The sequence below is a fragment of the Anaerostipes sp. 494a genome (genome assembly GCF_001940315.1).
In the GTDB taxonomy this organism is placed as follows: Bacteria; Bacillota; Clostridia; order Lachnospirales; family Lachnospiraceae; genus Anaerostipes; species Anaerostipes faecalis.
In genome coordinates this window covers 2,274,757-2,288,606 of the sequence record NZ_MJIF01000001.1, presented here as the reverse complement: position 1 = coordinate 2,288,606, position 13,850 = coordinate 2,274,757, and the positions used below count along the sequence as shown (strand labels likewise).

Here is a 13,850-nt window from a genome sequence, read left to right as displayed (position 1 = left end):
TTTTTCACAATAAATTTTATTTTTATTTTTTTTCTTATTTATTTTGCATATTTCGCGCTTTTTTCTAAATAAAATTTACTAAATTCTATACAATTATCTGTTTTCTTTAATTTGCAGAAGAAATTTTCTAATAAAAAGAAGCAGATAATTTTATCTGCTTCCTGATTTATTTATTGAATTGCTTTCTTGATTGCCAGCGGAACCGCATCTAATCGGCTGTGACTCTTTCTGACTTCTTCTTTATAATTAATTTTCTTTTCCTTTTTACTGATTTCCCAGAAAGGTCCTCCGGCATCTGCTCCTTCTTTTCCCTGTCTGATAATCTTTTTTAAAGACCATGTTTTATAAGTATTGGCACGGCTTCCAACATCTGCAACTTTTACCTGATCTTTCCCTACCATCCTGGTCAGAACAACAAAATGCCCTTTATTTGTAAAATCACCCGGTCCCATTAAAGCTACAACAGGATGTCCTGCCAACAGTGCTTTCTTTACTGCTTTATAACTATATCCCAAACCATCACAATTTAGCCCATACATTTTAGAAAGTCCCGGAACCACATCATGAGTACATCCTTGTCCAGTATAATACCATCCATTTTCATAAGCCTGTTTGCACATTTTAGGTACACTGACTTTTTTCCCTGTTAAGGAGCTATAACAAACCGCAACAGATGTGGGACCACATCCTGCAGCCTGAATTGTACTTCCACCAATTTTCTCTCCTGGATAATCAGCCTGATTATAATATACAACCTTCAATGAAGAAGTATATTGATTCTGTCCTGCCATAACGCCTGTTGTCTGTGATGCCATAAGTATTGTAAAACTAAATGCAGCTAACAATCTGCCTGCTTTTTTCAGGATTCTCATAAAAACCTCCGGTAGAACCTGTAATTCGACATTTTTTCCTTTTAAACAGAATTATACCAAGATTAATTATGTTAATCAAGTGTTTCAAATATTAAATTTGTATGAATTTTATTGATTTTTTCCTTTTTCAAATTTTGCTCCACTTCTATGACCACCTGTCATATGATCTATTTCTCCATCTAGAAAACTGGCTCTTTGAATAGAATCTCTACCATATTTAAGACGAATCCGATCAATGGAAGCATCTAATTTTCGAAGTTTTTCTCTTTTTTCCTGTTGAAATAAATTTATCTGGGCAAACTCTTCTCTGGTAATATCCGTGACACGTAGTCCAAGAAGCCTTACAGAAATTCCACTATAGCTTTCCCTATAAAGCTCTCTTGCAATTTTATAAATCTCATTGGTAATATCTGTTGGTACATCCAGTTTTCTCTGATGACTGCTTCGCCGAAATTCAGTATCTTTAATCTCCACACATATACAGGAACTTCTCACATGATCTGCCCGCAGTCTGGATGCAACCATCTCTGCCAATGATAACAGCACATGCTCAGCATCTTTAATATCTGATATATCCTTTGCCAAAGTAATACTATTGCCATATCCTTTATTTAAACCTTCTTCACTTTCCACAGGTGAAGAATCAATACCTTTGGCATAATTATAGAGGGTCTGCCCATGTTTGTTTCCCACATGATCCTGTAGGAGTTTTAAATCCACAGAAGCCAATTCTCCTATAGTCCGTATTCCCAGTAATTCCAGTTTTTTTTGAGTTGCTTTCCCTACCAAAAATAAATCTCTAACCGGTAAAGGCCACATTTTTTCCGGAATTTCTTCTGGAAACAAAGTGTGCACTTTATCGGGTTTTTCAAAATCTGATGCCATTTTTGCAAGAAGTTTATTCGGTGCAACTCCAACATTGACAGTAAATCCCAGTTTTTTGCCAATAGTATCCTTTAATAAACAGGCCGCCATATAAGGACTCTCATAACGATGAATCGTTTCTGTCATATCAAGAAAAACTTCATCAATACTATATTGTTCCAGTACCGGAGAAAATTTTAAAGCTTCATTCACAAATCTTTGTGAATAACGACTATATAGACCATAACGGGATGGACATATTTTTACTTCCGGACATTTTATTATTGCTTCCCGAATAGTTTCTGCCGTCCTGATTCCATACTTTTTTGCCGGAAGGGATGCCGCCAGCACAATTCCATGACGTTTCTTTTCATCCCCTCCTATAATTGCCGGAATTTTCCTTAAATCTTCATCCTCACCCAGTTCTTTCATTCTATATACAGCTTCCCAGCTTAAGAATGCAGAATTAACATCAATATGAAATATTACTCTCCGATCCATCTGCATCCCCTTTCTCTAAATTTTAGCTTAAGACTCTCTCGGGAGTCATCTTATATCTGATATGAAACAATTCAGTGGTTAAATGGCTCTCCCTAAAGGTTCTCCCTGACGGATCTTGGTTTCACAGCACTGCTTTGTCCTTTCCAGTAATTCTTCTCTTATGATTACTTTATTTTTTTCTATAAGAAGGACAATCGTTGAACCTCCAAATTCAAAGTATCCCTTTTCTTGTCCTCTTTTCATAGTACCGTATCCATGATGGTTAACAATTCGTCCCACCATTAAAGCTCCAACTTCCATCTGAATCATATTGCCAAAATGTCTGGTTTTCATCATTGTAAATTCCCGGGCATTTTCTTTATAAATAGGAACAAAATCATTTGCCACCGGATTTACAGTGTGATATACCCCTGGAATAAAATAATTTTCACTTTTTATTCCATCATCAACATAACAATAACGGTGATAATCATCTACAGTCAGACGCAAAATGACTGCATAGCCTCCATCAAAATAGCTGGCAATCTTATCATTCCTAAGTAATGATTCAACAGAATATTCTGTATCCTTTACAACGAATGTGGTGTCTTTTTCAATGGGATATACACTGACTTTACTATCGCAAGGGCTGAACAAAACATCCTGATCATCTGGAAGCGGACGTTTTCCCTCTTTTATCTTCCTGGTAAAAAAATCATTATATGACCGATACTTTTTCTTCTGATATTGACTCATATCAATATGATTTTTTTCAATGAAACTTTGTATCATACATTTAGAAAAAGGAGAACTTAAAAAAGCTCCCCCTATTTTTGATACCCATGGCCTGGTTAGTATTTTTAATTTTAACCTTCCTGTAAATGTAGAATACAAAAGTTTCAGAAATCGATCCTGGAAATTTTCTTCTTCATAAATTTTCCCATCCATATCTGCATACTTCATATGTATTCCTCCTAAATCTTAAACAGAAACATTTTTGCTGCAACAATTGCACCTATAATTACAAAAGTAAGCATAGATTTCTTTCCTGGTTTAAAAACTTTAAAATCAATAACAAACAGCAGCGAAATCACAAAAATCATAAAAACATATATGTATGGAAACTGTTCAGGAAAAAATCGTCTCAACTGATATACAATAGGTATAATCAGTGCAACCGAAGTAACAGGAAGTCCCTGATAATGTTTTCTTCGTTCAGTGGTTGCAGCCTGCCGCTGTTCCTCTGTAACATTAAAATATGCCAGTCGAATCACAGCTCCTAAAATATACATCATATATGCAATTTTTGCATACCATGTATCCATTCCCAATGCATATCCGATTACCACCGGAAAAGCTCCAAAACAAACTAAATCACATAAAGAATCAATTTCGATTCCAAATTTCTTGGCATCATCACTTCTTTTAATCATTTTTGCAATGGTACCATCATACATATCTGTTAATCCTGATATCATCAGACACAAAACCGCTATTTTAAAATTCCCATCAAAAGCCGCTGACATGCCAAAAACAGCACTGACAACCCCCAGATATGTTAAAATCACTGAAACGTTATAAAATCCTATCATAATTAATACCCTCTATTCTTTACCCTTATCCTTTATTGTGACATGTGCAACACAAGTCATTAGTGCACTGATCAGTACCAATGCATAATAGCTGATTCCACGACTTAAAAGCATCGCAGGATATAAAAGACTACCAGAAAAAATCTTACAGAAGATTTTCAAAAACAGACCTTCGCTGATTCCCATTCCTCCCGGAAGAGGTAGCATATCCACTGAAATAGAAATTACACACTGAAGCGCTACAACATCCACAAATCCCAGATGTGTCAGTCCAAACGCCTTATATACCAGATATGTAATAGAAAAATGAATAATGCGCTGGACCAATGTTACAAGAAACATCTGAAACATTAATCCCCGATGTTCCTGGATGACGGCTGCTGCCTTATGATATTTTGCCATGGAATTCTGCAGCTTCGTCATTCTATCATCTTTTTTTCGAAGAATGTGCATCCTCTCTAACAAATGCATAAATGTCAAAAGCAATCTGGAAGCTAATGTAGGCTCAAAAACCAAAATAAGCATAAATGTAACACAAAAAATATTCAAAGCCATTCCAAGATAAAAGAAAAAAGAAACTTTCCAAATATATTCTGTTATTAAAAAATGTCTAAACAAAAATATTAATACACCTAGAAAAACCAAAACAAATTTATATAAAATTGTTATGATCATTAATATGACAGTTCCCACCGAAACGTCAACCTGATCTCTATTCATATAATACAGCTGTGCCGGTTGTCCTCCTGTTGCGGAAGGGGTAATACAGCTGAAGAAAAACCCAACAAATGAATATTTGATACAATTTCTTCCTGGTACCTGATCATACTTTAAAACTCTAAGCATTCTGTATATTATGTATGATTCACAGCATACAAATACTATAATGAACACAAATCCTGCAATATAGTAAATCGGCGAAACCGAATGGATAACATTCAGTAATTCTGGCAGTTCTTTTCCCCTCAATACAGCATATGCTGTTAATCCAAATAGAGCAATAAAAAATACTGCATTGCCTATAATACTTTTTTTATTTTTCATGGAACCTACCCTTTTAATTCTGATAATTCTCCAGATTCATCCTCATTGCTTTCAAAACCAAAAAATTGATTTACTTTCGTAAAAAATTTCCATAAGCCCTGATACCAGTCTGTTTTCTGACCAATTGCAAAACACAATTCTGCCAGAAAAATTCCACCGATCAGATCAATAATATAGTGCTGTTTAATGACCTGAGTAGAAACACAAACCAGAATTGCAAAAAAGGCAGAAAACTTTCTGTACCATTTAGGAATCTCCTTCTGATTCCTGATTCCTACATAGCAGAACCAACTCACCAGACAATGAATTGATGGAAATAAATTAGCAGACTGATCTACTTTATATACATATCTTAATACATAATCCCAAAATCCTGTCCCTGTTACTTCTGGTCTGACCAATGTAGTGGGAAGAAAGACAAAAAAAAGTCCACATATAAATCTTGAAATAAAATCTCCCACCAAAAAGCGATACATATGCTCTTTGCCAATACGTCCTATTAATATATAGTTAATCACCCAGAAAATGTAGCATATTAAATATATACTGATAAATTCCGGTATCAATGGCACCATACGATCAAACCCGGTCGTAAAATCATGGTGATAAAAACCAGAGCAAAGCTTCATTGTTCCACTGTATACCAATGTATTAAATACAAAAGATGAAATCAGCGGAATAACAGCATATTTAGGAATAAAACCAATAATAGTGTTTTTTCCATCTTTCATTATCTATGCCTCTTCTCCTTTTTTTATTAAAATGCCCTCATGGCATGTGGTTCTGGTATTCAGTTATAAAAGACCTTCTATACTACAAGAATCATGCCAACATCTGACATGATCCTTGTAATATTATATCTTTGTTATGTTTAAAAGTAAAGGAAAGCCCTTATATTTAATATTTTTGTAAGATTCTTCTATTCAACCTCTTGAATTTCTAATCTTTTATTCTTTTTTCTGTTAAACAGAGCATAGATACATGGTACTACAATTAAAGTGAGAAGCGTGCCGTAAATCAGTCCTCCAATGGTGACAATTGCCATAGGCTGCATCATTTCCGCTCCCTGTCCAAAACCGATGGCCATTGTTGATAATCCAAGAATCGTAGTCAATGCAGTCATTAAAATCGGGCGAAGTCGCAGTGTTCCTGCAGTCACGATGGCATCTTGCAATTCATATCCCTGTTCTCTCAGCTGATTGATCATATCTACCAGAACAATACCGTTATTTACAATAATTCCTGCCAGCATTACAAATCCGATCATTGCAATGACACTTAAATCTTTTCCTGTAATCAATAGTGCCAAAAATCCTCCGGTAAATGCCATTGGAATTGTAAACAAAATAATAAATGGAAATTTCAGTGACTGGAACTGTGCAACCATAATCAAATACATGAATGCGATTGCCAGCAGAAGCATCAGTCCAATCTGTCCTGTTGTTTCCTCTATAGATTCCATTTCACCTTTCATAGTATATGAATAACCTTTTGGTGCTTTATATGATTTTAATTTCTTTTGTACCTGCTGGCTGACTTTTCCTATGTTATAGCCATCTTTTAATTCAGCTGTCACAGTAATAGTTCTTTCCTGCTGGTTTCTGTTAATAGAAGAAAGACTATCACTGTTTTTAAATGATGCAATGGATGATAATGATATCTCTTTACTTGTTCCATTTTTTGTTCCACTTAACTTCAAATTCCTCAAATCACTTCTTGTCAACGTATTTTTAGTACTGTTGCCAACCTTCACATTCATTTCCTTGTCGTCAATAACTATTGTTGTTGCCTGAGATGCTTCAGAAAGCTTCTGGTTCAATTGCTGATAAACACTGGCAACTGTTAATCCATACTGAGCAGCCTTTTTCTTATTGACAGTGATATGTATATCTGGTGTAGTTTCCTCAGAACCATCCATAACATTCATTGTTCCTTTAACTTTTTTCACCTTTTGGGCTATCTCTTCTGCTGTGGCACGAAGTGTATCTAAATCCCTTCCTTTAACCTGAATCGAAATACCACTTCCTCCAAGGGCACTCATATCCATATTAGATTCCATTACTTCAATTTCACAGTCAAACTTCTTTGTTTTTTTCAAGATTTCCTTTTTTATTTCTTTGTTTGTTTTCTTTTTATTTTCCTTTAACAAAATGTACATACTGGAACGATCTGTATTACTTTTTCCAGATGACATTCCCATACCAGTTGAATCTGTTGTAATCATAGCTGCCACACTATCCACATTTTTTATTTTTTTAATCTTTTCCATTACTGTATCAGACATTGCAGCTGTATCTTCCATGGATGATCCTTCTGGCATCTGTATAGTCAGTGACATCTGTGTACTATCCATATTTGGCATAAGTGAACTGCCGATTTGCGTTGCTCCATATATACTTCCTGCAAATAATACCAATGTAATCAAGATAACTGCAATTTTACGATTCAATATTTTTTCCATGAATCCCTGATATGCACCCTGCAGACGATCAATTAATTTACTGTCCTTTTCTGTTACTTTATGAAGAACTCCAGCAGACATCATTGGTACAAATGTTACTGCTACAATCAGACTGGCCAGCAAAGAATACCCAATAGTCAATCCCATATCCACAAACAGCTTCTTTGTAATACCTGTTGTAAACACAATTGGTAAGAAAACAGATACTGTTGTAAGAGTGGACGAGGTAATGGCACCTGCAACCCCTTTTGCTCCAGTAATTGCAGCTTCTTTTACCGGTACTCCATCTTTTCTCAGACGATAGATATTTTCTATAACTACAATAGAATTATCTACCAGCATACCTACCCCCAGTGCCAGACCTGAAAGTGATATTACATTTAATGTAATTCCGCTAAAATACATTAAAACCACTGCTAAAATAACACTAAGAGGAATAGAGCATGCAATAACAAGTGTCGGCTTTATATCCTTCAAAAACAGAAGAAGAATAATAACTGCCAGACCTGCACCCATCAGAAGATTTTTCATTACAGATCCTGTAACCAGATCAATGTAGATACCCTGATCCATAATATTAATATAATGTAAATCCTTATTCTCTTTCTTCAGTTCCTGCAATTTATCTGCAATCCGGTCTGATACATCAGCTGTTGAATAATTATTTTGTTTCTGTATTGTCATAATAACTCCGTTATATCCATTGACACGACAATACATGTCACTTTGATTATTCACGACAGCTACATCAGCCACATCACTTAATTTTACCGTTGGAATACCTTCTATTCCAAGATCCATCAATTCCATATTTTCCAAATCTTTCTGGCTTTCGGCTTTATCTCCAACCCTAACCAGATATTGGACATTATTTTCTGTAATATATCCTGCAGGCATTTCAAAATTCTGTGCTACCAGCAATGCTTTTACATTTTCTACAGTTAATTTATCTTTCACATTTGCTGAGGCTTCTGCCTGAGCTTTAGCTTCATCCAGTTTTTGCTGACCTGTGGTAATCTGTGTCTCCCTTTGGGCAATTCCAATCTCCGCTGTTGTCATTTGCTGACCGGCAGATGCAGATTGAATATTAAACTGGGTAATCTTCGCGCTGATTTCTTTTTTCCCTTCCTGAATCTGCTTTAATGCCTTATTTAATGATTTAATATTTTTATCAATTGTTTTTATTGATTCAGATGCTGTACTTTTTTGTTTCTTTAATTCTGTAAGCTGTGCCACCAGCTGAACTTTCTGTGCCCCATCTGGAAGTTTTTTTACCTGGTCTTCCCATTTTCCAATCTGAACGGAAAGCTCTTTGACCGTCATCTGCAGTGTTGTCTTCTGATTTTTTAAATTGGTAATGGCACTGGTTACCTGTACTTCTTTTTGCGCAAGGGAAATCTGTCCGTCTGATAATGCCGTCTGAGCTTTAGCCAGTTGCTTGTTTGCCTGATTTCGTTTAGCATTCAGTGTATTTTTTCCTGTTTCCAACTGATTTTTTGCCTGGTCCAATTTGTTCTGTTGTTCATCAAACTGTCCATTCAAAGCATCTTTAATCTTATTGTTCAGTTTTTCTATTTTCTGTTCATTTATAATAACATTGATATTTTCTTCAACTAATCCAGTAGTATTAACTGAAGCGACTCCATCCACAGCCTCAACAGACGGAGCTATCTTTTTTTCCACTAATTCTGATAGTTCTGCTGTATCCAGCTTTTTAGCATCCATCGCTGTTACCATAACAGGCATCATATCAGGGTTAAGTTTCATTATCGTCGGATTTCCAACTTTATCTGTCCAATACCCTGTCAGCATATCCAGCTTCTCTCTCATATCAAGAGATACAGCATCCATATTAGTGTCACCTTCAAATTCCAGGATAACCATAGATAAATTTTCACTGGATATGGAATTTACTTCCTTAATGTTTGAAATAGTAGCCATAGACTGTTCAACAGGCTTTGTTACTGTTGTCTCTACTTCCTCTGGAGATGCTCCCTGATATGTAGTCATAACAATAGCATATGGAAGTTCCATGCTCGGAAGCAAATCTGTTGTCATTTTTGTAAAAGAAACAATTCCTAAAATAAGAATTAATGCAACTCCTACAATTACTGTATAAGGCTTTCTTACACTAAATTTTGAAATCATAATCTTCACCTTTCCTGTTATGAAACAACAATTCAACTCTGCTCCATTTTTCTCTCATGAAAGCAAAAAGTTCATTCTGCTTTTAAATACTATCCAAATATACTTATGTTATCTCAGTAAAAAAAAGAAGTCAACCATTTTTGAATAATATCTATGTGATTCACGTACAATAAAAAGAAAACAAGGAGATCTTAATTATGAATGAAACTTACCCTTTTTCTTTGGAACCTCTTCCATATGACTATCACACTCTAGAACCTGTCATCAGTGCTGAAACTCTTCATTTTCATCACGACAAGCATCTTGCTACTTATGTAGAAAAACTAAATCACGCTTTGCAGCCTCATGAGGAACTTCATAACATGACTCTGGAACAGCTCCTTACAGAGCCTCTGACAGTTTCAGATTCTGTTAAAACCGAGATTAAAAATAATGGCGGGGGTGTTTATAACCATCAGTTATATTTCAAGTGTATGAAGCCGGCAGAAGAGATGACGCCTCCAAAAGGACAGTTATTAGATAAAATTAAAACATCTTTTGGATCACTTGATACTTTTATACAAAATTTAACAAATGAAGCCTTATGTTTATTTGGTTCAGGCTATGCATGGCTGATTATGAATAACGGCAATCTGGAAATTACTACTACGCCAAATCAAAACACACCATTAACCAGCTCTGTCTATCCACTTCTTCCTATTGATGTCTGGGAACATGCATATTATCTCCAGTATCAGAATCGTCGCATGGATTATGTTAACAACTGGTTTTCAATCATTAACTGGGATTATGTTGAAGAACGTTTCGCCCATCAGTTGTAATTTGAATACTATATTTACAAAACAAAGAAAGTTTTGGAATCTCTTCCAAAACTTTTTTGTTTTTAATAGAAAAAGCTTCTTAAGTAAAGCTGCCTTATCTACTTTGCTTTTTTACTATTCTACACTATAGTTTGGTGCTTCTTTTGTAATATGAATGTCATGTGGATGACTTTCTTTCAATGAAGCAGCAGTAATCTTAACGAATTCTCCTGTTTCCTGTAAAGTCTTAATGTCTTTTGCTCCACAGTAACCCATTCCAGAACGTAATCCACCTAACAGCTGGAATACAGTATCTTCAACTGTTCCTTTATAAGCTACACGTCCTTCTACACCCTCTGGTACAAGTTTCTTTGCGTTTGTCTGGAAATAACGGTCTTTACTTCCATTTTCCATAGCTGCCAAAGATCCCATTCCACGATATACTTTATATTTTCTTCCCTGATATAATTCAAATTCTCCAGGACTTTCATCACAACCTGCCAGCATACTTCCAAGCATACATACATCTGCTCCAGCTGCAATTGCCTTTGTGATTTCTCCTGAGTATTTAATACCTCCATCAGCGATAATTGGAATGCCTGCTTTCTTAGCTTCTTCATAAGCACTCATAATAGCTGTTACCTGAGGTACACCAATACCAGCTACAACACGGGTTGTACAAATAGATCCTGGTCCGATACCAATCTTAACACAATCAGCTCCAGCTTCAATTAACGCTTTTGCACCTGCTCCTGTTGCAACATTACCTGCAATAACCTGAAGATCCGGGAATTTTTCTTTTACCATTCTGATAACTCTTAATACGTTTGCAGAATGTCCATGTGCTGAATCCACTACAATAACATCTACATGCACATCAACCAGTGCCTGTACTCTATCCAGAACATCTGCTGTAATTCCTACACCTGCACCACAAAGGAGTCTTCCCTGATCATCTTTTGCTGCATTTGGATATTTAATCTGTTTTTCAATATCTTTAATAGTAATTAATCCTTTTAAGTTGAAATCATCATCAACAATTGGAAGTTTTTCTTTTCTTGCTTTTCCAAGAATCTTTTTTGCTTCCTCTAAAGTAATACCTTCTTTTGCTGTTACCAGTCCTTCAGAAGTCATAGACTCTTTAATCTTTTTAGAAAAATCTGTTTCAAATTTCAAGTCACGATTTGTAATAATACCAACTAATTTTGTACCTTCTGTAATTGGCACACCTGAAATGCGGAATTTTGCCATTAAATCATCGGCATCTTGAATGGTATGTTCTGGTGATAAGGAGAACGGATCCGTAATAACTCCATTTTCTGAACGTTTTACTTTATCTACTTCTTCTGCCTGCTGTTCAATAGTCATATTCTTATGAATAATCCCAATTCCACCCTGTCTTGCCATGGCAATCGCCATACGGTGTTCTGTTACAGTGTCCATGCTGGCACTCATTAATGGAATATTCAACTTAATTTTATTTGTCAGGCGTGTACATGTATCTACGTCATTTGCAATTACTTCTGAATATGCTGGTACTAAGAGCACATCATCAAATGTAATTCCTTCACCAATTAACTTTCCCATTTTTTTCCTCACTTTCTCTTAAAGATTAGATTATTTCTTTTGTTATTGTTCTGATTATATAGTATGTTATCTTAACAAATATTTTTTTTACTGTCAAGATTGTTTTGGTTAAATGTTTCAACTTACTATTTTTGAAAAAAGGAATTACTGATATTACAGCAACCCCTTTTTTTCTATAATACTGATACTTGCATAAGTATCTCTTCTAAATCAGGCATTAATTATTCTACAACAGCAATCTTACTTCCCAGATTCAGATTAGGCAGAGGTTTTGCTTCTACACAGATACTTCCTGGCAGTCCTGCTTCCTTTGCTCCACTGAATACAACGGTCAAGTGTCCAAGAGTTTCCAGATTTGACTGGGCAATATCTCCTACAGCTGTAATCAGGTATTCTTTCTCATCTATTATCAGCTTGTCACCTGCTTTAATAGTTCCATCAACTTTTTTAACATTAATAAAATAACAAAAATCTTTCAATGTATCCGGAACATTCTCTCCGAACAGAACAAACATTCCTTCGTCAAAAAAAGCTTCTATCTGATCTCCCATTTCAATGATTTCTGTCTGAAATATTACTTTACTCATATGGAATCCTCCTTTTACCCTCTATTTATTCTGTAATTCTTTGTCAATTGCTGCAGCTGCTTTCTTCCCTGCACCCATGGCAAGAATAACTGTAGCTGCACCTGTTACAGTGTCACCTCCAGCGTATACACCATCTTTACTTGTCTTCATTGTGTCTTCATCTACGATAATTCCGCCCCATCTCTGTGTATCCAGACCTGGTGTAGTCTGACGAATCAAAGGATTAGGACTCTGTCCGATTGCAATAATCACTGTATCAACATCCAGATCATAATTTGATCCTTCAATCGGCTGTGGGGAACGTCTTCCAGATGCATCCGGCTCTCCTAATTCCTGCTTGATGATTTCCATCTTATTGACCCATCCATTTTCATCAGCTTTGATGGATGCAGGGTTATTTAAGAATTTGAAAATAATTCCTTCCTCTTTTGCATGATGGAGTTCTTCCAGACGTGCCGGAGCTTCTTCTTCACTACGGCGATATACAATATATACTTCTTCTGCCCCAAGACGTTTTGCTGTTCTCGCTGCATCCATAGCTACGTTACCTGCACCTACAACAGCTACTTTCTTTCCAACTTTTACAGGTGTTGGACATTCTGGGAATTTATAACCTTTCATCAGGTTGACACGAGTTAAAAATTCATTTGCAGAATAAACACCCAGATGGTTTTCTCCTGGAATATTTAAAAATCTTGGAAGTCCGGCTCCACTTCCTACGAATACAGCTTCATATCCTTCTTCCATCAATTCATCAATCGTAACGGAACGTCCCACGATTACATTAGTCCTGATTTCTACACCCAGTTTTTCCACTGTCTCGATTTCTTTTGCAACTAAATCTTTTGGAAGACGGAATTCAGGAATACCATAACTTAATACTCCTCCTGCCTTATGCAGTGCTTCAAATACAGTAACGTCGTATCCTTTTTTGATCAGTTCCCCTGCACAGGTAATTCCTGCCGGTCCACATCCTACTACAGCTACTTTCTTTCCGTTTTTCTCGATTTTCACTTCTGTCGGTTTTGCATTTGCCATATGCCAGTCTGCAACAAAACGTTCCATACGTCCGATACCAACTGGTTCTCCTTTGATACCACGTACACACTTTCCTTCACACTGGTTTTCCTGTGGACAGACACGTCCGCAGATGGCAGGTAATGCATTTTCGCTTGTGATAACTTCATAAGCACCTTCAAAATCTCCTGCTGCAACTTTTTCAATAAACGCAGGAATCGGTACATTAACAGGACATCCATTTACACAAGGTTTATTTTTACAATTTAAGCAGCGTGTTGCTTCTTCCATTGCCATTTCTTTTGTATATCCCAGAGCAACCTCTTCAAAATTCTTATTTCGTACATTAGGATCCTGTTCAGGCATCGCTACTTTTTTCAGGCTCATATTTGCCATGA

Annotated in this window: 11 protein-coding genes; 1 reads left to right on the top strand and 10 read right to left on the bottom strand. The window is 36.0% G+C overall.

Features of this window, described 5'->3' with window-relative positions; all coding sequences use genetic code 11:
* Positions 1–170: 170 nt before the first annotated feature.
* The 7 genes from BHF70_RS11460 to BHF70_RS11430 all read right to left on the bottom strand — a co-directional run bounded on the left by BHF70_RS11460 (position 171) and on the right by BHF70_RS11430 (position 9,461).
* Entirely contained in the window at positions 171–872 is a 702-nt protein-coding gene (locus tag BHF70_RS11460) for a C39 family peptidase (protein ID WP_075760344.1), read from the bottom strand.
* Positions 873–980: 108 nt separating this feature from the next.
* On the bottom strand, positions 981–2,237 hold the full coding sequence (locus BHF70_RS11455; RefSeq protein WP_330390950.1) for a DNA polymerase Y family protein: 1,257 nt from the start codon (positions 2,235–2,237) through the stop codon (positions 981–983).
* Between the two features lie 78 nt (positions 2,238–2,315).
* Complete coding sequence (locus BHF70_RS11450) at positions 2,316–3,179, bottom strand: phosphatidylserine decarboxylase (RefSeq protein WP_075760342.1); 864 nt, start codon at positions 3,177–3,179, stop codon at positions 2,316–2,318.
* Between the two features lie 11 nt (positions 3,180–3,190).
* Entirely contained in the window at positions 3,191–3,808 is a 618-nt protein-coding gene (locus BHF70_RS11445; RefSeq protein ID WP_075760341.1) for a CDP-alcohol phosphatidyltransferase family protein, read from the bottom strand.
* 12 nt (positions 3,809–3,820) lie between these two features.
* Entirely contained in the window at positions 3,821–4,852 is a 1,032-nt protein-coding gene (locus BHF70_RS11440) for a lysylphosphatidylglycerol synthase transmembrane domain-containing protein (protein WP_075760340.1), read from the bottom strand.
* Positions 4,853–4,857: 5 nt separating this feature from the next.
* Positions 4,858–5,583: a phosphatase PAP2 family protein gene (locus BHF70_RS11435; protein WP_075760339.1), complete on the bottom strand. Its 726-nt coding sequence runs from the start codon at positions 5,581–5,583 to the stop codon at positions 4,858–4,860.
* 188 nt (positions 5,584–5,771) lie between these two features.
* Positions 5,772–9,461, bottom strand: coding sequence for an efflux RND transporter permease subunit (locus BHF70_RS11430; protein WP_075760338.1), 3,690 nt, complete (start codon positions 9,459–9,461; stop codon positions 5,772–5,774).
* A gap of 197 nt (positions 9,462–9,658) precedes the next feature.
* Here BHF70_RS11430 and BHF70_RS11425 point away from each other — a divergent pair, with 197 nt between their 5' ends.
* On the top strand, positions 9,659–10,282 hold the full coding sequence (locus BHF70_RS11425; protein ID WP_075760337.1) for a superoxide dismutase: 624 nt from the start codon (positions 9,659–9,661) through the stop codon (positions 10,280–10,282).
* A gap of 114 nt (positions 10,283–10,396) precedes the next feature.
* Here the strand turns inward: BHF70_RS11425 and guaB are convergent, their stop codons facing one another.
* The 3 genes from guaB to gltA form a co-directional block, all read right to left on the bottom strand.
* Positions 10,397–11,848 (bottom strand): IMP dehydrogenase, encoded by a 1,452-nt coding sequence (gene guaB, locus BHF70_RS11420; protein WP_075760336.1) that lies wholly within the window; start codon positions 11,846–11,848, stop codon positions 10,397–10,399.
* A gap of 221 nt (positions 11,849–12,069) precedes the next feature.
* Complete coding sequence (locus BHF70_RS11415; RefSeq protein ID WP_075760335.1) at positions 12,070–12,435, bottom strand: PTS glucitol/sorbitol transporter subunit IIA; 366 nt, start codon at positions 12,433–12,435, stop codon at positions 12,070–12,072.
* Between the two features lie 21 nt (positions 12,436–12,456).
* A complete protein-coding gene (gltA, locus tag BHF70_RS11410; RefSeq protein WP_075760334.1) occupies positions 12,457–13,848 on the bottom strand; it encodes an NADPH-dependent glutamate synthase in 1,392 nt (463 codons plus the stop codon).
* Between the last annotated feature and the right edge of the window lie 2 nt (positions 13,849–13,850).

Bases quoted from the DNA above. Each gene is read 5' to 3' on its own strand.
- BHF70_RS11455 (WP_330390950.1), bottom strand. From the start codon at position 2,237: ATGGATCGGAGAGTAATATTTCATATTGATGTTAATTCTGCATTCTTA.
- gltA (WP_075760334.1), bottom strand. From the start codon at position 13,848: ATGGCAAATATGAGCCTGAAAAAAGTAGCGATGCCTGAACAGGATCCT.
- guaB (WP_075760336.1), bottom strand. From the start codon at position 11,848: ATGGGAAAGTTAATTGGTGAAGGAATTACATTTGATGATGTGCTCTTA.
- BHF70_RS11430 (WP_075760338.1), bottom strand. From the start codon at position 9,461: ATGATTTCAAAATTTAGTGTAAGAAAGCCTTATACAGTAATTGTAGGA.
- BHF70_RS11460 (WP_075760344.1), bottom strand. From the start codon at position 872: ATGAGAATCCTGAAAAAAGCAGGCAGATTGTTAGCTGCATTTAGTTTT.
- BHF70_RS11425 (WP_075760337.1), top strand. From the start codon at position 9,659: ATGAATGAAACTTACCCTTTTTCTTTGGAACCTCTTCCATATGACTAT.
- BHF70_RS11450 (WP_075760342.1), bottom strand. From the start codon at position 3,179: ATGAAGTATGCAGATATGGATGGGAAAATTTATGAAGAAGAAAATTTC.
- BHF70_RS11435 (WP_075760339.1), bottom strand. From the start codon at position 5,583: ATGAAAGATGGAAAAAACACTATTATTGGTTTTATTCCTAAATATGCT.
- BHF70_RS11445 (WP_075760341.1), bottom strand. From the start codon at position 3,808: ATGATAGGATTTTATAACGTTTCAGTGATTTTAACATATCTGGGGGTT.
- BHF70_RS11415 (WP_075760335.1), bottom strand. From the start codon at position 12,435: ATGAGTAAAGTAATATTTCAGACAGAAATCATTGAAATGGGAGATCAG.
- BHF70_RS11440 (WP_075760340.1), bottom strand. From the start codon at position 4,852: ATGAAAAATAAAAAAAGTATTATAGGCAATGCAGTATTTTTTATTGCT.